Here is a 24537-nt window from a genome sequence, read left to right as displayed (position 1 = left end):
GCAGTGCGCTCGATGGAGGCGCCGCTTGCCCCCACCCCGACCCTCCCCCGGAAGGGGAGGGAGTAAAACCTAGAACTCCAGCGTACAGCTGTCCCCCAGCGCCTCGCGCCACACGCGCACCCGCGCGAGCGAGGGACGGAATTCGGGCAGCGCGTCCGCAATGAACAGGCACAGGTTTTCGAGCGTCGGCGGATGCAGTCCCGCCACGTCGTCGAGCAGGTGATGGTCGAGCTGCTCGCGCACGTCGTCGAGCCGGCGGCGCAGCAATCCGAGGTCGACGACCATGCCCGTGACGGGGTCGCGCTGGCCCGCAAGCCAGACTTCGGCATGGTAGGTATGGCCGTGGATACGGCGGCTGCCTTCGGCTTCGATCTCGCGCTTGAGCGTGTGCGCGGCGTCGAAGAAAAAGCGTTGGCTGATGGTGAATCGCATCTGAAGAAATTCCGCGCTCAGCGGATGCCGGTGATCTTGTGGGTCTGCACGCTCAGGCGCCACGCCGGATGGCGCATGCATTCGGCAATGCACAGCTCGGTGTTGGCCGCGCGGTCGGGCCCGTCCATCGGCTGCAGGAAGCGGTGCGTGAACTCGCCGGTGTGCGCCATCGTGCCGAGGTCGAACTCGGTCTGCGGCCACACCAGCTTCAGTTCCTGCCCGCGCTGCTGCACCCAGGGTGCACCGGCCTTGGGGCTGATACAGAGCCAGTCGATGCCTTCGGGTGCGGCGACCGTGCCGTTGCTTTCCACGGCAATGCGAAAGCGCCGCGCATGCAGCGCGTCGACCAGCGCAGCATCCACCTGCAACAGCGGCTCGCCGCCGGTCAGCACGACCAACCGATGCTCGGCATCGTCGGCCGGCCACTGCGCGGCGATGGTGTCGGCCAGCAGCTCGGCATCCCTGAACTTGCCGCCCAGCGTGCCGTCGGTGCCGACGAAATCGGTGTCGCAGAAACGGCAGACGGCCGTGGCGCGGTCTTCCTCGCGGCCGGTCCAGAGGTTGCAGCCCGCGAAGCGGCAGAACACGGCCGGCATGCCGGCCTGGCCGCCTTCGCCCTGCAGGGTGTAGAAGATTTCCTTGACGCTGTAGGTCATGAGGGCATGGCCTCGATTTCGAGGTTGTCGATCAGCCGCGTACCGCCCAGCCGCGCGGCGGCCAGCGCCACCAGCGGCTCGCCGGCCGAGGGCGCCTGCAGATCGGAGCGGCGCCGCAGCACAAGATAGTCCGGTTGCCAGCCGCGCTGCGCCAGCGCCTGCATTGCCCGCGCTTCGATCGCGGCCAAGTCGCGTTCGCCAGCGCGCACCGCCTCGGCCATCGCCTTCAGCGCCTTCGACAGCTGCACGGCTTCCGCGCGCTCGGTCTCGCTCAGGTAGCCGTTGCGCGACGACAGCGCGAGTCCGTCGTCGGCGCGGAAGGTCTCGCTGCCCACGATCTCGATGGGCAGCGCGAACTGCCGCACCATGTGGCGGATCATCATGAGCTGCTGGTAGTCCTTCTTGCCGAACACCGCCACGCGCGGCTGCACGCACTGGAAGAGCTTGAGCACCACCGTGCACACGCCGACGAAGAAGCCCGGGCGGAAGTGGCCTTCGAGGATGTCGGCCAGCGCCGGGTCCGGATGCACCTTGCAGGTTTGCGGCTCGGGGTAGAGCGCCTTTTCGTCGGGCGCAAAGAGCACGTCGCAGCCGGCCGTGCGCAGCTTCTCGCAGTCGCTGTCCCAGGTGCGAGGGTAGGTGTCGAAATCCTCGTGCGGCAGGAACTGCAGGCGGTTCACGAAGATGCTCGCCACGGTGACGTCGCCCAGCGGCCTGGCCTGCTGCACGAGTGCCAGGTGGCCGTCGTGCAGGTTGCCCATGGTGGGGACGAAGGCAGGGCGCTTGAAGGCGGCCAGATGGTTGCGCAGTTCGGCGATGGTGTGTGCGATGTACATGGTCTCGTTTCCTTCCTTACCAGGCGTGGAGTTGGTCGTCGGGGAAGCTGCCGTCCTTGACGGCCTGCACGTAGGTTTTGAGAGCGGGCAACACGCCCGGCGCGTCGGCCATGAAGTTGCGCACGAACTTCGGCATCTTTCCGAGGTTGATGCCCAGCATGTCGTGCAACACCAGCACTTGCCCGGCGGTGCCCTTGCCGGCGCCGATGCCGATGGTGGCGCAGTGCTTCAGTTCATTCGTGAGCTCGGCGGCCAGCGCGGCCGGCACCATCTCGAGCACCAGCATCGTCGCGCCCGCGTCCTGCAGCGCATGGGCCTGCTGCTTGAGGAGCGCGCCGGCATCGCCCTTGCCCTGCACGCGGTAGCCGCCGAGCGCATGCACGGTCTGCGGCGTCAGGCCCAGGTGCGCGCACACCGGAATGCCGCGCTCGACCAGGAAGCGCACCGTCTCGGTGGTCCAGCCGCCGCCTTCGAGCTTGACCATGTGGGCGCCGGCTTGCATCAGCACCGTGGCGCTGCGCAAGGCCTGCTCGCGCGATTCCTGGTAGCTGCCGAAGGGCAGGTCGGCAATCAGCCAGGCCGTGCCCTGCACGCGGCGCAGGCCGCGCGAGACGCTGTCGGTGTGGTAGCGCATGGTGTCCAGCGTCACGCCCACGGTGCTCGCCAGGCCCTGGCAGACCATGCCGAGCGAATCGCCGACCAAAAGGCAGTCGATGCCGGCCGCGTCGGCCATGGCCGCGAAGGTGGCGTCGTAGGCGGTGAGCATGGTGATCTTCTCGCCGCGCGCATGCATGTCGGCCAGGCGCGGCAGGCTCACGGGCTTGCGCGAGGCGGGCGTCGAAGCGGGCGGCAGCGTGCCGTAGGGCGAGGCTGGTGTGGTCTCTGGCTGTGGGGTGGTGGTGTTCGACATGGTTGGGTTTCTCCCTGCGGGCGTCGGTGGCCGGGCATCCTTGAGTGAAGAAAAGACGAAACGGGGTGGGTCAGTCGGCCGGCGGCACCAGCACCGTGGGCGCGGTGGGCTCGGCGAGCGAAGGATAGTCGCGGCTGAAATGCAGGCCGCGGCTCTCGTGGCGGGCCTGCGCGCAGCGCACGATCAGCTCGGCCACTTGCACCAGGTTGCGCAGTTCGAGCAGGTCGCGCGTGACGTGGAAGTTCGCATAGAACTCCTGGATCTCGGCCTGCAGCAGCGCGATGCGGTGGCTCGCACGCTCCAGGCGCTTGTTGGTTCGCACGATGCCGACGTAGTCCCACATGAAGCGGCGCAGCTCGTCCCAGTTGTGCGAGATGACCACGGCTTCGTCGGCGTCGGTGACGCGGCTTTCGTCCCAGGCGGGCAGCGCGGCGCGTTCGCGCGACGGGGCCCCGGCAATGGCGTCGGCCGCGGCGCGTGCGAACACCATGCACTCGACCAGCGAATTGCTCGCGAGGCGGTTGGCGCCATGCAGGCCGGTGCAGGCGGTCTCGCCGATGGCGTAGAGGCCGGGCAGGTCGGTGCGCCCGGCCAGGTCGCTCCGTACGCCGCCGCAGGTGTAGTGCGCGGCCGGCACCACGGGAATGGGATCGCGCGTGATGTCGATGCCCAGCTCCAGGCAGCGCGCCAGGATGTTGGGGAAGTGTTCCTGGAGAAACTCCGGCGGCTGGTGAGAGATGTCGAGGTACACGCAGTCCAGGCCGTGCTTCTTCATCTCGAAGTCGATGGCGCGGGCCACCACGTCGCGCGGCGCGAGTTCGGCGCGTTCATCATGCTTTGGCATGAAGCGCGTGCCGTCGGGCAACTTGAGCAAGCCGCCTTCGCCGCGCACCGCCTCGCTGATCAGGAAGGACTTGGCGTGCGGGTGGTAGAGGCAGGTCGGGTGGAACTGGATGAACTCCATGTTCGACACCCGGCAGCCCGCGCGCCAGGCCGCGGCAATGCCGTCGCCGGTGGCGGTGTCGGGGTTGGTGGTGTAGAGGTACACCTTGCCCGCGCCGCCGGTCGCCAGGATGGTGTGCGGCGCGCGGAAGGCCAGCACTTCATCGGTTTGGCTGTCGAGCGCATAGAGGCCCACGCAGGCGGGGTCCTTCAGGCCCAGCTTGGTGCCGGTGACCAGGTCGACCAGCGTGTGGTGCTCGAAGAGCGAGATGTTGGGCGTGCGGCGCACCTGCTCGATCAGCGTGCGCTGCACGGCCGCGCCGGTGGCGTCGGTCACGTGCACGATGCGGCGCTGGCTGTGGCCGCCTTCGCGCGTCAGGTGCAGGCCGCCGCCTTCCTCCGAGAACGGCACGCCGAGTTCGCGCAGCCAGGCGATGGCCTGCGGCGCGCCCTCGACGACCAGGCGCGTGGCCTCGGGGTCGCAGAGGCCGGCACCGGCAATCAGCGTGTCTTCGACATGGGCGTCGAAGCTGTCGCCCGCGGCCAGCACCGCGGCAATGCCGCCCTGCGCCCAGGCGCTGGAGCCGTCGTTGAGCGCGCGCTTGGTCAGCACGGCCACGCGGTGCGTGGGCGCGAGGTGCAGCGCGGCGGAGAGGCCTGCAAGGCCGCTGCCGACGATGAGGACGTCGAAGTCGTGCACGGCGGAACTCTTGGATTGAGGGGAGGACTCAGGCTGGCGCGTAGGCCAGCCGCACGTAGATCGGCGCGAAGGCTTCCGCCTGCGTGATGTCGATCAGCGTTTCCTTCGCGAGCTCGAGCATCGCGATGAAGGTGACGATCAGCACCGGCGCGCCGCGCGACACGTCGAACAGCTTCTCGAACTCGACGAAGCGCTGCCCCTGCAGGTGGCGCAGCACGATGCTCATGTGCTCGCGCACGTTGAGCTCCTCGCGCGAGATCTTGTGGTGCTGCACGAGCTTGGCGCGCTTCATGATGTCGGCCCAGGCGTCGCGCAGCTCGATCACGTTCACATCGGGAAAGCGCGGCTTGAGCGACTGCTCGATGTAGACCTGCCCCTTCCAGAAGTCGCGCCCGTAGGTCGGCAGCGCGCTGATGGCGGCGGCCTGCAGCTTGGTCTGCTCGTACTCGAGCAGGCGGCGCACGAGCTCGGCGCGCGGGTCCTCGGCCTCTTCGCCGTCGGCCACCTTCTTGGGCGGCAGCAGCATGCGCGACTTGATCTCGATCAGCATCGCGGCCATCAGCAGGTATTCGGCCGCGAGCTCGAGGTTGGTCTGGCGGATCTCGTCGACGTAGCTCAGGTACTGCCGCGTGAGCCCCGCCATCGGGATGTCGAGGATGTTGAAGTTCTGCTTCCTGATCAGGTAGAGCAGCAAATCGAGCGGGCCCTCGAAGGCCTCGAGAAAGACCTGCAGCGCCTCCGGCGGGATGTACAGGTCCTTCGGCATCGCGAACAACGGCTCGCCATAGAGCCTGGCGAGCGCGACCTGGTCGACCACTTCGGGCATGCTGGCCACGAGCGTGTCGCTGTCCTCGTTGTCCTTCATCGGGTGCTTGCTATCATTTCAATAGCTGCGCACGATGGATGCCGGCTGGGCACCATTACTTGGCTTGGGTCTGGTAGACGTAGGGCTGCTGCGGCACGCGGGCTTCGCTGTACTCCTCGAGCAGGCTGCGGTCGAGGTGCTTGTCCCAGAGCAGGGCGCGGCCGGCACGCTGTTCGGCTTCCAGCGTCGGCTTCTTGGCTTTCATCTCCTCGATGAAGTTGGTGATCTCGGAGGTGTAGTGGGGGCGGCGGAAGATGGACATAGACTGGACCTTTGTGGTGCGAATTTTACCGGGGATGGAATGAAGCAGCGAAAACAGTGGCGAATCGGCATGGCGGCGGCACTGCTGGCGGGTGTGATGGGGCTTGCGGGCTGCGACAACCGGCGCATCGCAGAACTGGAGGAAGGCGTCTCCACCGAAGCCGACGTGCGCGCCCGGTTCGGCCAGCCCGAGAACATCTGGGACGCGCCGAACGGCCGCGTGTTCGAGTACAACCGCCAGCCGCAGGGCCAGAAGAACTACATGATCACCATCGGCGCCGACGGCAAGATGAGTGCGCTGCGCCAGGTGCTCACGCCCGAGAACTTCGCCAAGGTGCAGCCGGGCATGATGATGGAAGACCTGCGCAAGATGCTCGGCAAGCCCGCGAAGATCACGCCCTATGCGCTCAAGCGCGAAACTGAGTGGGAGTGGCGCTGGGTCCAGCCGCCGAATTCGCCCATGGTGTTCACTGCCACGCTCAACGACGACCAGCGCGTGGTGCGCAGCGGCTCTTCGCCCGACCGGAGCACCGAGGCCAACTAGCCTTCCGCCGCGCGCGGCTGGCCGCTCGTCAGCTCGTCGGCAAACCCCGAGCGCACGATCACCTCGAGCGGCTGCGGCTGCAGCGACTCCACCCGCAGCAGCCCGCCGCGCGCCAGCACCGCGCGGTGCAGCTGGCGCAGCGCATCGACGCCCGTGGCGTCCAGGTAGATGAGGTGCGTGGCGTCGAGCACCACCGTCATGCCGCGCGGCGCGCTTTCGGCGGCGTTGACGGCCTCGTCCAGCTTGGCCGCCGCCCCGAAGAACAGCGCCCCATAGAGCCGGTAGGTAAGCACCGGCGGCTGCATCGTGACCAGTTCGACGCTGAAGAGCTCGCTCATGCGCCGGATGAAGAGCGCGCAGGCCAGCACAAGGCCCACCTGCACCGCCACCGTCAGGTCGAACACCACCGTGAGAAAGAAGGTGCCGAGCATCAGCAGCCGGTAGTGGCGGCTGAAGTGGCGCAGCTGCCCCGGCGTGAACTCGCGCCATTCGCCCATGTTCAGGCCCACGAAAATCAGGATGCCCGCCAGCACCGCGAGCGGCACGTGGCGCGCGAGCGGCGCGGCCAGCAGCACCACCACCATCAGCGTGAGTGCATGCACGATGCCCGCGATCGGCGAACTGGCGCCCGAGCGGATGTTGGTCACCGTGCGCGCGATGGTGCCGGTGGCCGGCATGCCGCCGAAGAAAGGCGCCACCACGTTGGCGATGCCCTGAGCCATCAGCTCCTGGTTCGGGTCGTGGCGCGGCTGGCCGCTGACCTGGTCCGACACGCGCGCGCACAGCAGCGACTCGATGGCGCCCAGGATCGCGATGGTCAGCGTCGGCGTGACCAGCTGCTTGACCGTCTCCCACGAAAAGTCGGGCAGCGCAAAGGCCGGCAGGCCTTCGGGAATGCCGCCGAAGCGCGTGCCGATGGTTTCCACCGGCAGGTTGAAGCCCCACGACACCAGCGTGAGCGTGACCAGCGCGACGATCGGCCCCGGCATGCGCGCGCCCGCCTGCACCGCGCGCGTGCGCGCAACGCGCCCCGCCAGGCGCTGCACCGCATGGCCCACCTTCGATTCGTCCTGCAGCAGCAGCGGCCAGATCACCAAGCCGACCACGCAGGCCAGCCCGAGCGCGAAGGCATGGGGATTGAAGGTGCCGATCTGCAGCGCCATGGCATGCAGCTGCGAGAACACGTCTGCCGGCATCTTGGCGACCGTCAGCCCGAGCAGGTCCTTGAGCTGCGACAGAAGAATGAGCACCGCAATGCCGTTGGTGAACCCGACCACGATCGACAGCGGCACGAAGCGCACCAGCCGGCCGAGCCCGAACAGCCCCGCCGCGAACAGCAGCACGCCGGCGCAGGCGGTCGATATCAGCAGGTTCGCCACGCCGTAGCGTTCGACGATGCCGTAGACGATCACGATGAACGCGCCGGCCGGCCCGCCGATCTGTACCGCCGAGCCGCCCAGCAGCGAGATCAGGAAGCCCGCGATGATCGCCGTCCAGATGCCGGCCTCGGGCTTGAGCCCCGAGGCGATGGCAAAGGCCATGGCCAGCGGCAGCGCCACGATGCCCACCGTGGCGCCGGCCCCCAGGTCCTTGAAGAAGCGTTCCCGGCTGTAGTCCGCCATGGCATCCAGCAGGCGCGGGCGGAAGCGGGTGATGTTCAGCGGTGACTGCATGTGGCGCCCATTGTGACCCGCGCGCAGCGTGCGCGGGAAGGCTTGTGGACAGCGCGCCGGGGCGCTGACGGCTCAGTCGCTGTCTGGAATCACCGCGTCGGCGGCCGCGCCCACGGCCTTGCCGGTGATGCGCGCGGTGCCGATGGCGGCATCCGCCGCGAGGCCGACTGCGCCGGCGCCCACGCTCACGGCGGTGCCGGCCACGGTGACCACGGCGCAGCCGCCCAGCAGCAGGGCGCCCACGAGGCTGAGCGCGGCGAACACGAAAGGTCGGAAGCGGGAGCGAGGGCTTTGCATGCGCGGATTTTGCACCGTGCGCCCACGGCCGCGCTCAGCGGCCCTTGAAGACCGGCGTGCGCTTCTCGCGCCAGGCGCGGCCGCCCTCGGCCAGGTCTTCGGATGCGACAGTGCGCTGCACCTCGCGCTGGATCGAGGCGGCGTCGGCCGTGCCGCGCGCGATCTGGTTCAGGTGCTTCTTCATGCCCAAAAGCGCAAGTGGCGCCATCCCGGCGAGCGTGGTGCGCAGGCGCAGAACCTCCGCGTCGAGCGCCGCCGCGTCCTCGGCCAGGTGCGTGAGGAATCCGCATTCGCGCATCGCGCTGCCGTCGAGTTTCTCGGCGGTCAGGAAGAGCCGCTTGGCCGTGTCCAGCCCGAGGCGGGAGACATAGCGCTCCATGCCGCTCTGGTAGTAGTGCAGGCCGAGCCGGACGGCCGGCATGAACATCTCGGCGGCCCGCACGCCCACGCGGAAGTCGCAGGCCAGCACCAGGTCGGTGGCGCCGCCGAAGACGCCGCCGTGCACCGCCGCGATGGTGACGGGGCGGCAGTTTTCCAGCGCATCGACCATCTCGCCGAAACTGCGGCCCTCGGTCTGGCTGCTGGCGGCGACCTCCGAAATGTCGTAGCCGCTGCAAAAATACTTGCCCTCCGAGCGCACGACCAGCACCAGCACGTCCGGCGAGCCATTCGCCGCCTCCAGGTGGCTGACGATGGCCGGCAGATCCTCCGGCGTCAGCTTGTTGGCGGCCTGCGGACGGCGCAGGGTGAGGTAGGCGGCGTGGCCGTCGATCTGGAGCGTGGGAAGCATGGGTGTATCGAAATCAGTCCTGGCGGGTCGCCAAGCTTCTGCGTCAGCGCACGCGCATGCCCGGCGTCGCGCCCGGCCAGGGCTCGAGCACGTGGATGCCGGGGTGGGCCTTTTCGTCGCCATGGCTCGCGGCCAGCACCATGCCTTCGCTGAGGCCGAACTTCATCTTGCGCGGCGCCAGGTTGGCGACCAGCACCGTGAGCTTGCCCACGAGCTGCTCGGGCTGGTAGGCCGAGGCGATGCCGCTGAACACGTTGCGGGTCTTGCCTTCGCCCGCATCGAGCGTCAGGCGCAGCAGCTTGGTCGAGCCCTCGACCTTCTCGCAGGCCACGATCTTCGCGATGCGCAGGTCGATCTTGGCGAAGTCGTCGATGGCGATGGCGGGCGCAATGGCCTCGCCGCCCGGCAGTGCTTCCTGCGCCACGGCGGCGGCCGGCGCCGGCTCGGGCGCGTCGAACAGCTTGTCGACCACCTTGGCGTCGGCGCGCTGCATCAGGTGCTTGTACTCGCCGATGGCATGGCCCGCGGGCAGCGATTGCGCCGCATCCGCCCAGGCCAGCGGCGAGATCTTCAGGAAGGCCTCGACATTCGCCGCCAGCGCCGGCAGCACCGGCTTCAGGTACAGCGTGAGCAGGCGGAAGGCCTCGATGCACACGGTGCACACGTCGTGCAGCCGCGCCTCCTGGCCTTCCTTCTTGGCCAGCTCCCAGGGCTTGTTCTGGTCGACGTACTCGTTCACCTTGTCGGCCAGCGCCATCACCTCGCGCAGTGCGCGGGCGTAGTCGCGGCCGTCGTAGAGCGAATGCAGCTGCGGCGCCGCATCGCGCAGCGCGAACAGCAGCGCGTCGCCGTCGGCCGACACCTCGCCCAGCTTGCCGCCGAAGCGCTTGCCGATGAAGCCCGCCGCGCGGCTCGCGATGTTGATGTACTTGCCCACGAGGTCGCTGTTGACGCGCGCGACGAAGTCCTCGGGGTTGAAGTCGATGTCTTCGTTGCGGCCGTTGAGCTTGGCCGCGATGTAGTAGCGCAGCCACTCCGGGTCGAGCCCGATCGACAGGTACCTGAGCGGGTCGATGCCGGTGCCGCGGCTCTTGCTCATCTTCTCGCCGCTGACCGTGAGGTGGCCGTGCACGTACACCGCGTCGGGCGCCTTGCGGCCGCTGAAGTGCAGCATCGCGGGCCAGAAGAGGGTGTGGAAGGTGATGATGTCCTTGCCGATGAAGTGCACCTGCTCCAGGTCGGGGTCGGCCATGTACTCGGTGTACGAGATGCCGTCGCCGCCGAGCTCGATGCAGCGCTTGTCGAGCAGGTTCTTGAGCGACGCCAGGTAGCCCACGGGCGCATCGAGCCACACGTAGAAGTACTTGCCCGGCGCATCGGGAATCTCGATGCCGAAGTAGGGCGCGTCGCGGCTGATGTCCCAGTCGCCGAGGCCGCCCTTGCCTTCGTCGTCCTTGTAGAGCCATTCGCGGATCTTGTTCTGCACCTCGGACTGCACGTGGCCGGGGGCGGCGGTCCATTCCTTCAGGTAGGCCTCGCAGCGCGGGTCCGAGAGCTTGAAGAAGAAGTGGTCGGAGCTGCGCAGCTCGGGCTTGGCGCCCGACAGCGCCGAGTAGGGATTGATCAGCTCGGTGGGCGCGTACACGGCGCCGCACACCTCGCAGTTGTCGCCGTACTGGTCCTTCGAGTGGCAGTTGGGGCATTCGCCCTTGATGAAGCGGTCGGCCAGGAACATGCCCTTTTCGGGGTCGTAGAACTGCTCGACGCTCTTGGTTTCGATCAGGCCGTTGGCGCGCAGGTCGCGGTAGATGTCCTGCGCGAGCTGGTGGTTCTCGGGCGCGTCGGTCGAGTGCCAGTTGTCGAACGAGATGTAGTAGCCGTCGAGGTAGGGCTTGCGGCCGGCCGCGATTTCGGCCACGAAGGCCTGCGGCGTCACGCCGGCCTTGTCGGCCGCGATGGTGATGGCCGCACCGTGCGCGTCGTCGGCGCAGACGAAGTTGACCTCGGCGCCATTCATTCGCTGGTTCCGCACCCAGATGTCGGCCTGGATGTATTCCATCATGTGGCCGATATGGAACTTGCCGTTGGCATACGGCAGGGCGGTGGTGACGAAGAGCTTGCGCGGGGCGGACATCGGGGAGGGCGCTTTCGGGGAGTGGCGAACGAACTTGCGGGAACCGGGCATTTTAGGTGGCAGCACCGCGGCATGCCGAATGCCGTCGATCCGGGCGCCTGCATCGGCGGTTTTGCCGCGCCGGGCGGACCCAGTGACCCGCAAGGTGCCGGGGTGTCTCCGGCGCGACGTATGCTCCATGCCGCGCATTTCGCGAACGCCCTCTCTGCTGATAGGGCGAAGAGATATACAAGATGGATATACAGAAAGCGAGTTTCCGATGACCACCCCCATTCCCGCAACCCTGATTCCCGGCGATGGCATCGGCCCCGAAATCGTCGACGCCACCCTGGCCGCGCTCGATGCGCTGAAGGCACCCTTCGAGTGGGACCGCCAGATCGCCGGCCTCGGCGGCGTCCAGGCCTCGGGCGATCCGCTGCCGCAGGCCACGCTGGACAGCATCCGCCGCACCCGCCTGGCCCTCAAGGGCCCGCTGGAGACGCCCTCGGGCGGCGGCTACCGCTCGTCGAACGTGCGGCTGCGCGAGGAATTCCAGCTCTATGCCAACCTGCGCCCCGCGCGCACCATCATTCCGGGCGGCCGCTTCGACAAGATCGACCTGATGGTCGTGCGCGAGAACCTCGAAGGCCTGTACATCGGCCACGAGCACTATGTGCGCATCGACGGCGACCCGCATGCCGTGGGCATGGCCACCGGCATCAACACGCGCCAGGGCTGCCTGCGCCTGCTCGAATACGCCTTCGAGACCGCCGTGGCCACCGGCCGCAAGAAGGTCACGCTGGTGCACAAGGCCAACATCATGAAGGTGCTGACCGGCCTGTTTCTGGAGACGGGCCTGCGGCTCTACGAAGAAAAGTACAAGGGCAAGTTCGAGCTCGACACCATCATCGTCGACGCCTGCGCGATGAAGCTGGTGCTCAATCCGTGGCAGTTCGACATGCTGGTGACGACCAACCTGTTCGGCGACATCCTGTCCGACCTGGTGGCGGGCCTGGTGGGCGGCCTGGGCATGGCGCCCGGCGCCAACATCGGCGCCGATGCGGCGATCTTCGAGGCCGTGCACGGCTCGGCGCCCGACATCGCCGGCAAGGGCATCGCCAATCCCACGGCACTGCTGCTGGCCGCCGCGCTGATGCTCGAGCACGTCAGGCTGCCCGACCTCGCCGCGCGCCTGCGCAAGGCCATCGACGACACGCTCAACATCGACAAGGTGCGCACTGGCGACCTCGGCGGCAGCGCCGGCACGGCGGCATTCACCAAGGCACTGGTCAGCCGCATTCAAAACGGCTGAAGCAGGTGCGCCGCGGCTGCGGGGTTCGATGAGAAAACTGCTGCTACTGCTGGCCCTGTGCGTGGCTGGTGCGGCCGGCCTGGCCTCCGCGGCAGCCGCCGAACCGCGCTATACCGTCGTGAAGATCGATCTGCGCCGGGAACGGCTCGAGCTGTTCCTGCGCGACGACACGGGCGCCCCGTTCAAGCGCCTCGACCGCCTCGAAGCCTGGCTCGCCGCGCGCAACCGGCAACTCGTGTTCGCGATGAACGCCGGCATGTACCACGCCGATTTTTCCCCCGTCGGCCTGCTGGTGCAGGAAGGGCAGGAGGTGGCGCCGCTCAACCTGGCGGCCGGCACGGGCAACTTCTTCCTCAAGCCGAACGGCGTGTTCCTGGTGTCGGACGAAGGGCGGCCGCGCGTGGTCGAGTCGTCGGAGTACCCGGCGCTGTCCAGGGGCGTCCGGCTGGCGACCCAGTCGGGCCCGCTGCTGCTGCGCCGCGGCGTGGTGCATCCCGCCTTCATTCCGGACTCCGATTCGCGCAAGATCCGCAACGGCGTGGGCGTATCGGGCCACACGGCGATCTTCGTGATCAGCGAGCAGCCGGTGAACTTTTACGAGTTTGCGCTCTACTTTCGTGACGTGCTGCGTTGCCGCGACGCGCTCTATCTCGACGGCACCGTGTCGGCACTGCATTCGCCCGCGCTCGGTCGCAGCGACTTCACCAGGGAGCTGGGACCGATACTCGGCGTGGCGGTGCCGTGAACAAGCGGCCCTTGCCGCCATCGTTTTCATTCAGGATTCCTTCCGCAATGACCCAGGCCCTTCCCATTCTTTCGCTTGTCGAAACCCGCGTGCTCGGCGTGCTGGCCGAGAAGCAGCGCACTGTGCCCGACAGTTATCCGCTGACACTCAATTCGCTGGTGTCCGGCTGCAACCAGAAGACCAGCCGCAACCCGGTGCTCGAACTGAGCGAGGCCCAGGTGCAGGCCGCCATCGACAGCCTCAAGGGCTACAGCCTGGTGGCCGAAACCAGCGGTGGCCGGGCGTTCCGCTACGAGCACAACATCGACCGGGTGCTGCGCATTCCGTCGCAGTCGGTGATCCTGCTCACCGTGCTGATGCTGCGCGGGCCGCAAACGGCGGGCGAGCTGCGCATTGCCTGCGACCGCATGCACAACTTCGCCGACATCTCGTCGGTCGAGGGTTTTCTCGACGAGCTCGCCGAGCGTCCGGCCGGCGCGTTGGTGGTCAAGCTCGCGCGCTTGCCGGGTGCGCGCGAGAGCCGCTGGGCGCATCTCTTGAGCGGTGCGCCGGCGGAAGAGCTTGCGGGGCCGGGCGGCGCATCGGCCGAGGGGGCGCATGCATCGCACGATGCATCGCTCGGCGAGGTGGCCGCGCTCAAGGCCAACGTGGCGCGGCTCGAGGCCGAGCTCGCATCGCTTAAGGCGCTGGTGGGGCGGGTGTGCTCGGAGCTCGGGATTTCCGACGCGGGTTAGCGGGTAGATGGCGATCTACTTTTCATGAAGTACACCTGTCCGAGCTGCCGCAAGCCTGGCGTCGGCGGCATGGCCAAGCGCTGGTCCAGCCGCGGCGCCCCTGCCACCTGCGAAGCCTGCGGCGGTCTCAGCCATGTGCGGGCAAGCACTTCGAGCGGCATCTGGGCGGCGGGCGTGATGATCGTCGTGGTGTCGCTGATCGGAGCGCTCGGCCTGCATTCCTTTTTGCTTTTCTTCAGCGGGTTGGTGCTTGCCGTTGCCTGCAACCTGCGGGCCTGGAAGCGCGCGAAGCTGGTGCCGATCTCGAAGGAGAGCGCGATCCGCGCGGCGAAGGCGAACTGGTTCGTCGCGGGCATCTTCGTGCTCTTCGGACTCAACTAGCCGCCCATGACTGAGCATTCGGATCTTTCGGTGAACGATGCGCGCGCGCAGGCCTTCATCCGCGACGGCTTCCTGCGCATCGACAACGCCTTTGCGCGCGAACTCGCGGCCGAGGCCCGTGCAATCCTTTGGCGCGACACCGGATGCGATCCGGACGATCCGTCGACATGGATCAGGCCCGTCGTCCGGCTCGGCATGTACGCGCAGCAGCCCTTCGTCCAGGCTGCGAACACGCCGCTCCTGCACAGCGCCTTCGACCTGCTCGTCGGACCGGGGCGGTGGCAGCCGTGCCGCAGCATGGGCACTTTCCCCGTGCGCTTACCCTCGGCCGGGGATCCGGGCGACGCCGGCTGGCACATCGACGCGAGCTTCGGGCTGGAGAACCCCGACTTCATGACGTGGCGGGCGAACATCCGCTCGAAGGGGCGTGCCTTGCTGATGCTCTTTCTTTTCTCGGATGTGGGCGAGGACGATGCACCCACGCGCATCCGCGCCGGCTCGCATGCCGACATCGCCCGCATGCTGGCGCCGGCGGGCGAGGAAGGCTTGTCGCTGGGGGAACTGGCGCGCAATGGCTTTGCCGAATCCGCCGGGTGGCCCGAGGTGCTGGCGACGGGCGCGGCGGGCACCGTGTACCTGTGCCACCCGTTCCTCGTGCATTCGGCGCAACCGCACCGCGGCAGGCATCCGCGCTTCATGGCGCAGCCGCCGCTGCTGCCCGCAGAGCCCTTCAGTCTCGAGTCGCCCGTGCGCTGCCCGGTGGAAGAGGCGATCTGGCGGGCGCTGAACGGCTGAACGGCTGAACTCGCCCGGTCAGGCCGGCACGACCGGCGCGTCGCCCGGATTCGCCTGCGCAGGCTGCGCCTTGCGGGCCAACTGCAGCAATTCGTCCACCTCCCAGTGGTCGTCGGCATGCACGCCATACTTGCAGGCCGCGATGCGCCCGTGCGCATCGACGAGAAAGTCCGCCGGCAGTCCCAGGACGCCGTTCTCGGCCCTGGTGTAGAAGCGCCTGGCAGCCAGGATCCACCGCAACCCGCTCCAGAAGACGCGGGGATGCAAGAGCGCCCGCAAGGAGGTCTCGACCCCGAACGCCTTGAAGTGCTTCTTGCCTGCGTCGGCGACGCAATCGAAGGGCAGCTGCGCCTGGTACTTGAGCATTTCCTCGCGCGACGAATGAAAGAAGACCACCTGGCGAATGCCCGCCGCGGCAATTTCCGGCTGGCGCCTGCCCATGGTGAGCAGGTGGAAATTGCACACGGGGCAGCCCGCGAAGCGCCGGAACTGAAGGTGCACGTAGCGCGGCTGCGGGTCCGGAACCTGGACGGGCTTGCCGTGGATGGTGCTTGCGGCAATGGCGGGAGCCGTGTTCCCAGGTGCGAGTTTCATGCAATCCATTCCTTTAACGTACGATGTACGTAATTAACTATACTCGCACCTTCGAAACTGCGTCAACATCCGCTTCCATGGGACGACCCGCCAAATTCACGCATTCGCAACTCCAGGCCGCGGCGTTGGAGCTGGTCGACAGGGAAGGGCTGGCGGGCCTTTCCATGCGCGCACTGGCCGGCGAGCTCGGCACCGGTGCCATGACGCTCTACAACTATGTCTCGCAGCGCGAGGACATCGATCTGCTGGTGGTGGAGGCGGTGATCGGCGAAGCGCGCTGGCCGCTTGCCGGCCATGCGCAATGGCAGGACGAAGTCCGGGCCATTGCCACGGGGTTGTGGCAGGCGGTACGGGCGCATCCGCATGCCATCCCGTTGATCCTCACGCGCCGCAGCCGCTCGCCGGCCGTGTTCGAGGTAACCGAAGCCCTGCTGCGCGCGCTGGCCCGCAGCGGGCGCTCGGGACAGGCCCTGCTCGTGGCCTTCCGCGCCGTGTCCGGGCTGATCACGGGGCTTGCTCAATCGGAGCTCGCCGGTCTGCTGGCGCAGCAGGCCACGGAGTCGGCGGAACTCACCATCGCGCGGTTCCGGGCCTTGCCGCCCGATCGCTTTGCGCACCTGATCGACATTGCCAATGCGGCCGCAGGCAGCACGGCGGACGGCGAGTTCCAGGCGAGCCTGGATCTGCTGCTCGCGGGGCTGTCCGCAGACCGCGGCGGCGATCGCTGATCGGCTTCAGGCCGCCGCATCCCACCCGAAGAAGCGCAGCACCTCGCCCTGCTGGCGCATCGCGTCGGCCCGCCCGAGCGCCATCAGTTCGCGCGTGTAGCCCGCCTCGAACAGCAGGTAGCTCGCGAGCGCGCCGCCCTTCACATCGGCCGCAACCCTGGAGCCGCCCAGCAGATGGCGCACCGCGCCGGGCAGCGCATCGACATGGCGCGCCGCGATCACGTCCAGGCGTTCCGATGGCGCGATCACCAGCAGGTCGAGCGGGCGCAGCGTGCTCGATGCGCGCGCTTCCTCGGGAATCAGGCCGAGCGTGTGGTTGATGCGCCGCAGCCGCTCGATGTCCACCGCCAGCGCGTCGAGAAAGATGCTCGACAGCGCGTGGCCCGCGATCTGCGCCATGGTGGGATAGCCGCTGTAGGTGTTGGGCGCGTCGGCGTCGCGCGGCTCGTGCATGCGGCCCGCACCGATCACCAGGATGCGCTTGGCGCCGAGGTGGATGGCCGCCGCGATGGGGGCCGACTGGCGCATCGAGCCGTCGCCGAAATATTCGGTATGCCCCTGCATCGGCAGCGCGGTGGCTGGAAACACGAAGGGAATGGCCGACGAGGCCAGCAGGTGCGCGTGGCTGATGCGGTCGCGCACCGACAGCCGCTGCGAGCGCACCCAGGGCTCCATCGGCACCGCGGCTTCGAAGAAGGTGACATGCTCGCCCGAGCTGTAGCTCGATGCGGTCACGGCCAGCGCCTGCAGGTGGCCCTGCCGCATGAGCTGCGGCAGGCGCTCGAGCGGCACCATGCGGGCCAGCAGCTCGGCCAGCGGCGCGTTGTCCAGCAGCGAGCGCGGCTTGATGCGCATCCAGTTGGCGGCAAAGCGCCCGAACCCGAGCAGCATGCGCCAGCGCGTGCCGCTGCCGAGCACCGAGAGCGAGTCGGCGCGGTAGACCTGCCCGGCGTGGAAGTCGCGCCAGACCTGCGCGATGCGCTCGACGGCCCCTTCGAAGTCGTCGGCGCCGCAGGCCAGCGCGGCCGCATTGATCGCGCCGGCCGAGGTGCCCGTGATCACGTCGAAGGGATTGCGCCGGCCGGCCAGGCCCGCCGCGCGCCGGATCCCGGCAATGGCCTCGAGCACGCCGACCTGGTAGGCGGCCCGGGCGCCGCCGCCGGTGAGCAGGAGACCGGTGGCGGGGGGTGTCTCTGGCATTGGATTGGTGTTGTTGTCCCCGGTGGGGGAAAGGCGATGCATGCGCACCCGGGGGCGAGCCATGAGACCCACTAGACTACCCGCCATTCAGGAGTTAGATCAATGGCACTCACCCCAGAGGGGCTCATGGACGCGCTCAAGGCCGTCGCAGACCCCAACACCGGCAAGAATTTCGTGGCGACCCGGTCGCTCAAGAACCTGCAGATATCGGAGGGCGACGTGTCGTTCGACCTCGAGCTCGGCTACCCGGCCAAGAGCCAGCACGCGGCCATGCGCAAGGCACTGGTGGCGGCCGCAAAGGCGGTGCCGGGCGTGAGCAACGTCTCGGTCAACATCACGACCAAGGTCATCAGCCATGCGGTGCAGCGCGGCGTGCAGCTGATGCCCAACGTGAAGAACATCATCGCGGTGGCGTCCGGCAAGGGCGGCGTGGGCAAGAGCACCACGGCGGCCAACCTGGCGCTGGCGCTGGCCGCCGAAGGCGCGGCCGTCGGGCTGCTGGACGCCGACATCTACGGCCCGAGCCAGCCGATGATGCTGGGCATCGAGGGCCGGCCCGAGAGCGAGGACGGCAAGACCATGGAGCCGCTCGAGAACCACGGCGTGCAGGTCATGTCGATCGGCTTCCTGGTCGACCAGGACGAGGCCATGATCTGGCGCGGCCCCATGGCCACCCAGGCGCTGGAGCAGCTGCTGCGCCAGACCAACTGGAAAGACCTCGACTACCTGATCGTCGACATGCCGCCCGGCACCGGCGACATCCAGCTGACCCTTTCGCAGCGCGTGCCGATGACCGGCGCCGTGATCGTCACCACGCCGCAGGACATCGCACTGCTCGATGCCAAGAAGGGCATCAAGATGTTCGAGAAGGTCGGCGTGCCGATCCTGGGCATCGTGGAAAACATGGCGGTGCACATCTGCTCCAACTGCGGCCACGTCGAGCACATCTTCGGCTCCGAGGGTGGCAAGAAGATGGCCGAGCAGTACCAGATGGAATACCTGGGTGCGTTGCCGCTGGACATCAACATCCGCCTGCAGGCCGACAGCGGCAAGCCGACCGTGGTGGCCGACCCCGACGGCGAAGTGGCCGGCATCTACAAGGCCGTCGCACGGCAGGTGGCGGTGGGTATTGCCGAGAAGGCCAAGGACTTCTCGGCGAAGTTCCCGACCATCTCCATCAGCAAGAACACCTGATCGGCAGCGCGCCCGTGAATCTTCTCGCGTCGATGCGCTATCTGGTTGCGCTCAGCGAGCACAAGCATTTCGGACGCGCGGCGCAGGCCTGCCACATCACGCAGCCGGCGCTGTCGAACGCGCTGCGCTCGCTCGAAAGCGAGTTCGGCGTGGTCATCGTCAAGCGTGCGCGCGTCTACGTGGGGCTCACGCACGAAGGCGAGCGGGTGCTGGCCACGGCCCAGCGCATGCTGCGCGACAACGAGGTGCTGCAGCAGGAGCTGCGCAGCGAAGAGGGCCATCCGCGCGGGCGGCTGCGCATGGCGGCGGTGCCCACCGCCATTCCGATGCTGTCGCGCTTTGCCGCGATGTTGCACGAGCTGCACCCGGGCATCGTGCCGGCGGTGCTGTCGATGAGCTCGCAAGACCTGGAAACGGGGCTCGAAAGCCTCTCGGTCGACCTCGCGCTGGGCTATACCGAGCGCATGCATTTGCCGGGCATCAAGCTCACGGCCTGGCCGCAGAGCGTGGAGCACTACTTCCTGCTGCGGCGCGCGGCCAGGCCCTCGGCCGACCGGCTGCGCATCGGCCAGCCGATGTCATGGGCCGAGGCCGGCCAGCGGCCGCTGTGCCTGCTCACGCCTGACATGCACAACCGTTCCATCATCGACCAGGCGCTGCGCGACGCCGGCATTGCGCTGGAGCCGGCCATCGAGACCAACTCGGTACTTACCCTTGCATTGGCCGTGCTCGCGGGCACCGTGAGCAGCGTGCTGCCGGGGTCGATGGTGGCGGCCGTGCGCAGCTACCGCGAGCTGGAGGCCTTGCCGCTGGTCGCCCCCGAGGTCAAGACCCCGCTGGGCTTCATGACCCAGACCGGCGTGCGCCCCTCGCGCGCGCTCGATGCCGCCCTGGTGTTCCTGCAGACGCCGGCATGGCGCGAGCAGGTGCGGCTGCACAGCGGCGCCCTCGGCGAATAGCCTCGGTGCGGCGGCCGCCCCGGACGGCCATTTAGTTATTGAATCGATCGATGTGCCGATCGAATTTGACGCGCCCAGGGCCGCCCCACACACTCGGTCAGCCTCAAGCATTGTTGGGGCATTTCCGAGACATCGAAAAAAGGCCCAGGCAGTGAACAACCACCCAGCCACGACCCGCGAGACAACAACAAAGGCAGCGGCCAGCACGCACACCATCGTGCCGCTCGCCACCGCCGACGAGATGCGCGAGCGCATCCGCCGCAAGAGCAAGCTCAAGGGCCGCCAGCCCGAGGAAGCGGCACTGCTCGAAGTGCGCACGCTGATCGGCGCGCCTCCGGCCGAGGGCCACCGGCGCGACCTGCTCATCGAGCACCTGCACAAGCTCAACGACGCCTTCCGCTGCCTGCACGACCGCCACCTGGTGGCGCTGGCGCGGGAAATGAACATTCCCATGGCCGAAGTCTACGAGGTCGCGACCTTCTACCACCACTTCGAAGTGGTGCGCGGCGACGAGGCGGCACCGGGCCTCACGGTCCGCGTGTGCGACGGCCTGGCCTGCGAGCTGGCCGGTGCGAAGGACCTGCTGGCGCGGCTGCCCGAACTGCTCGGCGTCGAGGGCGGCGACGTGCGCGTGATTGCGGCGCCCTGCATCGGCCGCTGCGAGCAGGCGCCCGCAGTGGCCGTCGACCGGCAGGCCGTGCCGCTTGCGACCACGGCCAAGGTGCTGCAGGCGCTGAAGTCCGACCCCGACGAAGCCACGGTCGCGTATTTCGACGCGGCCGCGTTCGCCGAAAAAAGCATCTCGCCGCTGCCCGGCGCCATCGAACGCATGCCGGCCTTCACCGACTACGCCACCTACCGCGCGCACGGCGGCTACGCGCTCGCATCCGCGCTCGTCAACGGCGAGGAAGACGCCGAAGCCATCATCAAGACCATGGAAGACTCGGGCCTGCGCGGCCTGGGCGGCGCGGGCTTTCCGGCCGGGCGCAAGTGGCGCATCGTGCGCGACCAGCCGGCGCCCCGGCTCATGGCGGTGAACATCGACGAAGGCGAGCCCGGCACCTTCAAGGACCGCACGTATCTCGAACGCGATCCGCACCGCTTCCTCGAAGGCCTGCTGGTGGCGGCGCAGATCGTCGGCATCGAGCAGTGCTACATCTACCTGCGCGACGAATACCACGACTGCCGCGCGCTGCTCGAAACCGAGCTGGCGCGGCTGCAGGCCGATCCGCCCTGTGCGCTGCCGCGCATCGAGCTGCGGCGCGGCGCGGGCGCCTACATCTGCGGCGAAGAGTCGGCCATGATCGAAAGCATCGAGGGCAAGCGCGGCGAACCGCGCATGCGCCCGCCCTACATCGCGCAGGTGGGCCTGTTCGGCCGCCCGACGCTGGAGCACAACTTCGAAACCCTCTACTGGGTGCGCGACATCGTCGAGAAAGGAGCGGCCTGGTTCAGCGGCTTCGGCCGCCACGGCCGCAAGGGCCTGCGCAGCTTCAGCGTGAGCGGCCGCGTCAAGCACCCGGGCGTCAAGCTCGCACCCGCGGGTATCACGGTGCAGGAGCTCATCGACGAATACTGCGGCGGCATGCTCGACGGCCACGCGCTGTACGCCTACCTGCCGGGCGGTGCATCGGGAGGCATCCTGCCGGCGCGCATGAACGACATTCCGCTCGACTTCGACACGCTGCAGCCCTACGGCTGCTTCATCGGCTCGGCGGCCGTGATGGTGCTGAGCCAGCACGACCGCGCCCGCGACGCCGCGCTCAACGTGATGCGCTTCTTCGAGCACGAGAGCTGCGGCCAGTGCACGCCCTGCCGCGTCGGCACCGCCAAGGCCGCGGCGCTGATGCATGCGCCCGTATGGGACAACGCCACGCTCGAAGACCTGGCGCAGGTCATGGGCGACGCCTCCATCTGCGGGCTCGGCCAGGCGGCGCCCAATCCGATCCGCTGCATCCAGCAATATTTTCCGGAGGAGGTGGCATGAACGCCCCGTCCAAGCTCGCGGAGCTGATGCCGCAAACCATCGAATTCACCCTCGACGGCCAAGCCATCCAGGCCTTCGACGGCGAAACCATCTACAAGGCGGCCGAGCGCCATGGCGTCGAGATTCCCCACCTGTGCTTCAAGGACGGCTACCGCGCCGACGGCAACTGCCGCGCCTGCGTGGTCGAGGTGAAGGGCGAGCGCACGCTCGCACCGAGCTGCTGTCGCAACGTGACGGCCGGCATGGAAGTGAAGGCCACCAGCGAACGCGCGCTCAAGAGCCAGAAGATGGTGGTCGAGATGCTGCTGTCCGACATGCCCGACCAGGGCTACAAGTGGATCGGCGACGACGCCACCCAGCAGCACGGAGAGCTCAGCGCCTGGGCCAAGAAGCTCGACATCGCGGTGCGGCCCGAACTCAAGGCGCTGCGCCGCGAGCAGCCCAAGGCCGACATCTCGCATCCCGCGATGGCCGTCAACCTCGACGCCTGCATCCAGTGCAACCGCTGCGTGCGCGCCTGCCGCGAGGAGCAGGTCAACGACGTCATCGGCTATGCGCTGCGCGGCGGCGACAGCAAGATCGTGTTCGACCTGGACGACCCGATGGGCGACAGCACCTGCGTCGCCTGCGGCGAATGCGTGCAGGCCTGCCCGACCGGCGCGCTGATGCCCAAGAGCCACATCGGCCCGCAAGAGGTCGACCGCAAGGTCGATTCGGTGTGCCCGTTCTGCGGCGTGGGCTGCCTCGTGACCTACAACGTGAAGGACGAGAAGATCGTCAGCGTCGACGGCCGCGACGGCCCGGCCAACCACAACCGCCTGTGCGTGAAGGGCCGCTTCGGCTTCGACTACGCGCACCATCCGCAGCGCCTGACCAAGCCGTTGATCCGCAAGGCCGGCATGCCCAAGGATTTCGGCGACGCGCCGCGGCCAGGCGACTGGAGCGAATATTTCCGCGAAGCCAGCTGGGAAGAGGCGCTCGCGCTCACCACCGGCAAGCTCTCGGGCCTGCGCGACAGCTACGGGCCCAAGTCGCTCGCGGGCTTCGGCTCGGCCAAGGGCAGCAACGAAGAGGCCTACCTGTTCCAGAAGCTCGTGCGCACGGGCTTCGGCAGCAACAACATCGACCACTGCACACGGCTGTGCCACGCCTCCAGCGTGGCCGCGCTGCTCGAGGGCGTGGGCTCGGGCGCGGTGAGCAACCAGGTCAACGACGTGGAGCATGCGGGGCTGATCTTCGTCATCGGCTCCAACCCCACGGCCAACCACCCGGTGGCCGCCACCTGGATGAAGAACGCCGCCCAGCGCGGCGCGAAGATCGTGCTGGCCGACCCGCGCCGCACCGACATCAGCCGCCATGCCTGGCGCACGCTGCAGTTCAAGGCCGACACCGACGTGGCCATGCTCAATGCGCTGATCCATGCCGTGATCGACGAGGGCCTGGTCGACCAGGAGTTCGTGCGCACGCGCGCCAGCAACTACGAGGCGCTGCGCGAGAACGTGAAGGGCTACAGCCCCGAGGCGATGGCACCCATCTGCGGCGTGCCGGCCGAAACACTGCGCGAGGTGGCGCGGGCTTTTGCCACTGCCAAGGGCTCGATGATCCTCTGGGGCATGGGCGTGAGCCAGCACGTGCACGGCACCGACAACGCGCGCTGCCTCATCGCGCTGGCCACCGTCACCGGCCAGATCGGCAAGCCAGGCTCGGGCCTGCATCCGCTGCGCGGCCAGAACAACGTGCAGGGCGCGAGCGACGCGGGCCTGATCCCGATGATGTTCCCCAACTACCAGCGCGTCGACAACCCGGCGGTGCATGCATGGTTCGAGGACTTCTGGGGCACGCCGCTCGACGCGACGCCGGGCTACACCGTGGTCGAGATCATGCACAAGGCGCTCGCGCCCGACAGCGATCCGCACAAGGTGCGCGGCATGTACATCATGGGCGAGAACCCGGCCATGAGCGACCCCGACCTGAACCATGCGCGCCATGCGCTCGCGAGCCTGGAGCACCTGGTGGTGCAGGACATCTTCATGACCGAGACCGCCTGGCTCGCCGACGTGGTGCTGCCCGCGAGCGCCTGGCCCGAGAAGACCGGCACGGTCAGCAACACCGACCGCATGGTGCAGCTGGGCAAGCGCGCGCTCAACCCGCCGGGAGACGCGCGGCCCGATCTCTGGATCATCCAGCAGATCGCCAGGGGCATGGGCCTCGCGTGGAACTACGAGGGCGAGGAGTCGGGCGTGGCCGCGGTCTACGAGGAAATGCGCCAGGCCATGCATGCGGTCATCAGCGGCATCAGCTGGGAGCGGCTGCAGCGCGATTCGAGCGTGACCTACCCCTGCCTGAGCGAGGACGACCCGGGCCAGCCCACGGTGTTCATCGACGACTTCCCCACGGCCGACGGCCGCGTGAAGCTGGTGCCCGCCGACATCATTCCGGCCGACGAGCGGCCCGATGCCGAGTACCCCTTCGTGCTCATCACCGGCCGCCAGCTCGAGCATTGGCACACCGGCAGCATGACGCGGCGCGCCTCCGTGCTCGATGCGCTGGAGCCCATGGCCACCGCCTCGATGAACCAGGCCGACCTGCTGAAGCTCGGGCTCGAGGCCGGCGACGTGATCACCGTGCAGTCGCGCCGCGGCGAGGTTGCCATCCACGTGCGGCGCGACGACGGCACGCCCAGCGGCGCGGTGTTCGTTCCCTTCGCCTACTACGAGGCGGCGGCCAACCTGATGACCAATGCCGCGCTCGATCCCATGGGCAAGATCCCGGAGTTCAAGTACTGCGCGGTGCGCATTGCGCGCGGCGGCCAGCCGATGGCGGCGGCCGGCTACGGCACCGGCTCCGGCGTGCTCGCGGCGGTGGACTGAGGGCGGGGCGGCGAGGACG

Annotated in this window: 24 protein-coding genes; 11 read left to right on the top strand and 13 right to left on the bottom strand. The window is 68.3% G+C overall.

The window, feature by feature from the left end; all coding sequences use genetic code 11:
* Positions 1-69: 69 nt before the first annotated feature.
* The 7 genes from ACAM54_RS20155 to ACAM54_RS20125 form a co-directional block, all read right to left on the bottom strand.
* On the bottom strand, positions 70-432 hold the full coding sequence (locus ACAM54_RS20155; RefSeq protein ID WP_145745654.1) for a 6-carboxytetrahydropterin synthase: 363 nt from the start codon (positions 430-432) through the stop codon (positions 70-72).
* A gap of 17 nt (positions 433-449) precedes the next feature.
* Positions 450-1088 carry a 7-carboxy-7-deazaguanine synthase gene (gene queE, locus ACAM54_RS20150; protein ID WP_369648754.1) on the bottom strand — a complete coding sequence of 213 codons (639 nt, stop codon included), beginning with the start codon at positions 1086-1088 and terminating at the stop codon, positions 450-452.
* Positions 1085-1924, bottom strand: a complete 840-nt coding sequence (panC, locus tag ACAM54_RS20145) for a pantoate--beta-alanine ligase (RefSeq protein WP_369648753.1) — start codon at positions 1922-1924, stop codon at positions 1085-1087. Before panC ends, queE begins: the two co-directional genes overlap by 4 nt.
* 16 nt (positions 1925-1940) lie before the next feature.
* Positions 1941-2834 (bottom strand): 3-methyl-2-oxobutanoate hydroxymethyltransferase, encoded by an 894-nt coding sequence (gene panB / locus ACAM54_RS20140; RefSeq protein ID WP_369648752.1) that lies wholly within the window; start codon positions 2832-2834, stop codon positions 1941-1943.
* Positions 2835-2904: 70 nt separating this feature from the next.
* Positions 2905-4476: an L-aspartate oxidase gene (gene nadB, locus ACAM54_RS20135; protein WP_369648751.1), complete on the bottom strand. Its 1572-nt coding sequence runs from the start codon at positions 4474-4476 to the stop codon at positions 2905-2907.
* Between the two features lie 28 nt (positions 4477-4504).
* A complete protein-coding gene (locus tag ACAM54_RS20130) occupies positions 4505-5341 on the bottom strand; it encodes a ScpA family protein (RefSeq protein WP_369648750.1) in 837 nt (278 codons plus the stop codon).
* 55 nt (positions 5342-5396) lie between these two features.
* Positions 5397-5603 carry a DUF3460 family protein gene (locus ACAM54_RS20125; protein WP_015866864.1) on the bottom strand — a complete coding sequence of 69 codons (207 nt, stop codon included), beginning with the start codon at positions 5601-5603 and terminating at the stop codon, positions 5397-5399.
* A 69-nt stretch (positions 5604-5672) separates the two neighbouring features.
* On the opposite strand from ACAM54_RS20125, the gene ACAM54_RS20120 reads away from it, so the two are divergent.
* Entirely contained in the window at positions 5673-6146 is a 474-nt protein-coding gene (locus tag ACAM54_RS20120; protein ID WP_369651002.1) for an outer membrane protein assembly factor BamE, read from the top strand.
* Here the strand turns inward: ACAM54_RS20120 and ACAM54_RS20115 are convergent.
* From ACAM54_RS20115 to metG, 4 genes are all read right to left on the bottom strand, one after another.
* Entirely contained in the window at positions 6143-7819 is a 1677-nt protein-coding gene (locus tag ACAM54_RS20115) for a SulP family inorganic anion transporter (RefSeq protein ID WP_369648749.1), read from the bottom strand. The genes ACAM54_RS20120 and ACAM54_RS20115 overlap by 4 nt on opposite strands.
* 72 nt (positions 7820-7891) lie before the next feature.
* Entirely contained in the window at positions 7892-8116 is a 225-nt protein-coding gene (locus ACAM54_RS20110; RefSeq protein ID WP_145745648.1) for a hypothetical protein, read from the bottom strand.
* Between the two features lie 34 nt (positions 8117-8150).
* Positions 8151-8906: an enoyl-CoA hydratase/isomerase family protein gene (locus ACAM54_RS20105; RefSeq protein ID WP_369648748.1), complete on the bottom strand. Its 756-nt coding sequence runs from the start codon at positions 8904-8906 to the stop codon at positions 8151-8153.
* A gap of 43 nt (positions 8907-8949) precedes the next feature.
* Entirely contained in the window at positions 8950-11040 is a 2091-nt protein-coding gene (metG, locus tag ACAM54_RS20100; protein WP_369648747.1) for a methionine--tRNA ligase, read from the bottom strand.
* A 259-nt stretch (positions 11041-11299) separates the two neighbouring features.
* Between metG and ACAM54_RS20095 the strand changes: the two genes are divergently transcribed.
* From ACAM54_RS20095 to ACAM54_RS20075, 5 genes are all read left to right on the top strand, one after another.
* Positions 11300-12331 (top strand): isocitrate/isopropylmalate dehydrogenase family protein, encoded by a 1032-nt coding sequence (locus tag ACAM54_RS20095; RefSeq protein WP_369648746.1) that lies wholly within the window; start codon positions 11300-11302, stop codon positions 12329-12331.
* A 28-nt stretch (positions 12332-12359) separates the two neighbouring features.
* Positions 12360-13076 (top strand): phosphodiester glycosidase family protein, encoded by a 717-nt coding sequence (locus tag ACAM54_RS20090; protein WP_369648745.1) that lies wholly within the window; start codon positions 12360-12362, stop codon positions 13074-13076.
* A gap of 47 nt (positions 13077-13123) precedes the next feature.
* Positions 13124-13810, top strand: coding sequence for a YceH family protein (locus tag ACAM54_RS20085; RefSeq protein ID WP_369648744.1), 687 nt, complete (start codon positions 13124-13126; stop codon positions 13808-13810).
* 69 nt (positions 13811-13879) lie between these two features.
* On the top strand, positions 13880-14191 hold the full coding sequence (locus ACAM54_RS20080) for a hypothetical protein (RefSeq protein ID WP_369648743.1): 312 nt from the start codon (positions 13880-13882) through the stop codon (positions 14189-14191).
* 6 nt (positions 14192-14197) lie between these two features.
* The gene (locus ACAM54_RS20075; RefSeq protein ID WP_369648742.1) at positions 14198-14986 is read left to right on the top strand and encodes a phytanoyl-CoA dioxygenase family protein; all 789 of its coding nucleotides are present in this window, start codon (positions 14198-14200) and stop codon (positions 14984-14986) included.
* An 18-nt stretch (positions 14987-15004) separates the two neighbouring features.
* On the opposite strand, the gene ACAM54_RS20070 is transcribed toward ACAM54_RS20075, so the two are convergent.
* A complete protein-coding gene (locus ACAM54_RS20070) occupies positions 15005-15580 on the bottom strand; it encodes a redoxin domain-containing protein (RefSeq protein ID WP_369648741.1) in 576 nt (191 codons plus the stop codon).
* A 77-nt stretch (positions 15581-15657) separates the two neighbouring features.
* On the opposite strand from ACAM54_RS20070, the gene ACAM54_RS20065 reads away from it, so the two are divergent.
* Positions 15658-16308 carry a TetR/AcrR family transcriptional regulator gene (locus ACAM54_RS20065; protein WP_369648740.1) on the top strand — a complete coding sequence of 217 codons (651 nt, stop codon included), beginning with the start codon at positions 15658-15660 and terminating at the stop codon, positions 16306-16308.
* A gap of 6 nt (positions 16309-16314) precedes the next feature.
* Here ACAM54_RS20065 and ACAM54_RS20060 read toward each other — a convergent pair whose 3' ends face one another.
* Positions 16315-17508: a patatin-like phospholipase family protein gene (locus tag ACAM54_RS20060; protein ID WP_369648739.1), complete on the bottom strand. Its 1194-nt coding sequence runs from the start codon at positions 17506-17508 to the stop codon at positions 16315-16317.
* 102 nt (positions 17509-17610) lie between these two features.
* Between ACAM54_RS20060 and apbC the strand changes: the two genes are divergently transcribed.
* From apbC to fdhF, 4 genes are all read left to right on the top strand, one after another.
* Positions 17611-18702 carry an iron-sulfur cluster carrier protein ApbC gene (gene apbC, locus ACAM54_RS20055; RefSeq protein WP_369648738.1) on the top strand — a complete coding sequence of 364 codons (1092 nt, stop codon included), beginning with the start codon at positions 17611-17613 and terminating at the stop codon, positions 18700-18702.
* A gap of 14 nt (positions 18703-18716) precedes the next feature.
* A complete protein-coding gene (locus tag ACAM54_RS20050; RefSeq protein WP_145745633.1) occupies positions 18717-19661 on the top strand; it encodes a LysR substrate-binding domain-containing protein in 945 nt (314 codons plus the stop codon).
* Between the two features lie 241 nt (positions 19662-19902).
* On the top strand, positions 19903-21648 hold the full coding sequence (locus ACAM54_RS20045; protein ID WP_369651001.1) for an NAD(P)H-dependent oxidoreductase subunit E: 1746 nt from the start codon (positions 19903-19905) through the stop codon (positions 21646-21648).
* A complete protein-coding gene (fdhF, locus tag ACAM54_RS20040) occupies positions 21645-24518 on the top strand; it encodes a formate dehydrogenase subunit alpha (RefSeq protein WP_369648737.1) in 2874 nt (957 codons plus the stop codon). The genes ACAM54_RS20045 and fdhF overlap by 4 nt, the downstream gene beginning before the upstream one ends.
* The last annotated feature ends 19 nt before the right edge of the window (positions 24519-24537 follow it).

The organism is Variovorax sp. V93, from assembly GCF_041154485.1.
GTDB classification, from domain to species: domain Bacteria; phylum Pseudomonadota; class Gammaproteobacteria; order Burkholderiales; family Burkholderiaceae_C; genus Variovorax; species Variovorax beijingensis_A.
This window is presented reverse-complemented; position numbering and strand designations above follow the sequence as displayed.

Excerpts from the sequence above, each read along its gene's own strand:
- ACAM54_RS20110 (WP_145745648.1), bottom strand. The coding sequence starts at position 8,116 with ATGCAAAGCCCTCGCTCCCGCTTCCGACCTTTCGTGTTCGCCGCGCTC.
- ACAM54_RS20075 (WP_369648742.1), top strand. The coding sequence starts at position 14,198 with ATGACTGAGCATTCGGATCTTTCGGTGAACGATGCGCGCGCGCAGGCC.
- ACAM54_RS20060 (WP_369648739.1), bottom strand. The coding sequence starts at position 17,508 with ATGCCAGAGACACCCCCCGCCACCGGTCTCCTGCTCACCGGCGGCGGC.
- apbC (WP_369648738.1), top strand. The coding sequence starts at position 17,611 with ATGGCACTCACCCCAGAGGGGCTCATGGACGCGCTCAAGGCCGTCGCA.
- ACAM54_RS20065 (WP_369648740.1), top strand. The coding sequence starts at position 15,658 with ATGGGACGACCCGCCAAATTCACGCATTCGCAACTCCAGGCCGCGGCG.
- panB (WP_369648752.1), bottom strand. The coding sequence starts at position 2,834 with ATGTCGAACACCACCACCCCACAGCCAGAGACCACACCAGCCTCGCCC.
- queE (WP_369648754.1), bottom strand. The coding sequence starts at position 1,088 with ATGACCTACAGCGTCAAGGAAATCTTCTACACCCTGCAGGGCGAAGGC.
- ACAM54_RS20125 (WP_015866864.1), bottom strand. The coding sequence starts at position 5,603 with ATGTCCATCTTCCGCCGCCCCCACTACACCTCCGAGATCACCAACTTC.
- ACAM54_RS20105 (WP_369648748.1), bottom strand. The coding sequence starts at position 8,906 with ATGCTTCCCACGCTCCAGATCGACGGCCACGCCGCCTACCTCACCCTG.
- ACAM54_RS20120 (WP_369651002.1), top strand. The coding sequence starts at position 5,673 with ATGGCGGCGGCACTGCTGGCGGGTGTGATGGGGCTTGCGGGCTGCGAC.
- fdhF (WP_369648737.1), top strand. The coding sequence starts at position 21,645 with ATGAACGCCCCGTCCAAGCTCGCGGAGCTGATGCCGCAAACCATCGAA.
- ACAM54_RS20045 (WP_369651001.1), top strand. The coding sequence starts at position 19,903 with ATGCGCGAGCGCATCCGCCGCAAGAGCAAGCTCAAGGGCCGCCAGCCC.
- metG (WP_369648747.1), bottom strand. The coding sequence starts at position 11,040 with ATGTCCGCCCCGCGCAAGCTCTTCGTCACCACCGCCCTGCCGTATGCC.
- ACAM54_RS20155 (WP_145745654.1), bottom strand. The coding sequence starts at position 432 with ATGCGATTCACCATCAGCCAACGCTTTTTCTTCGACGCCGCGCACACG.
- ACAM54_RS20080 (WP_369648743.1), top strand. The coding sequence starts at position 13,880 with ATGGCCAAGCGCTGGTCCAGCCGCGGCGCCCCTGCCACCTGCGAAGCC.
- ACAM54_RS20090 (WP_369648745.1), top strand. The coding sequence starts at position 12,360 with ATGAGAAAACTGCTGCTACTGCTGGCCCTGTGCGTGGCTGGTGCGGCC.
- ACAM54_RS20070 (WP_369648741.1), bottom strand. The coding sequence starts at position 15,580 with ATGAAACTCGCACCTGGGAACACGGCTCCCGCCATTGCCGCAAGCACC.
- panC (WP_369648753.1), bottom strand. The coding sequence starts at position 1,924 with ATGTACATCGCACACACCATCGCCGAACTGCGCAACCATCTGGCCGCC.
- ACAM54_RS20115 (WP_369648749.1), bottom strand. The coding sequence starts at position 7,819 with ATGCAGTCACCGCTGAACATCACCCGCTTCCGCCCGCGCCTGCTGGAT.
- ACAM54_RS20085 (WP_369648744.1), top strand. The coding sequence starts at position 13,124 with ATGACCCAGGCCCTTCCCATTCTTTCGCTTGTCGAAACCCGCGTGCTC.
- ACAM54_RS20130 (WP_369648750.1), bottom strand. The coding sequence starts at position 5,341 with ATGAAGGACAACGAGGACAGCGACACGCTCGTGGCCAGCATGCCCGAA.
- ACAM54_RS20095 (WP_369648746.1), top strand. The coding sequence starts at position 11,300 with ATGACCACCCCCATTCCCGCAACCCTGATTCCCGGCGATGGCATCGGC.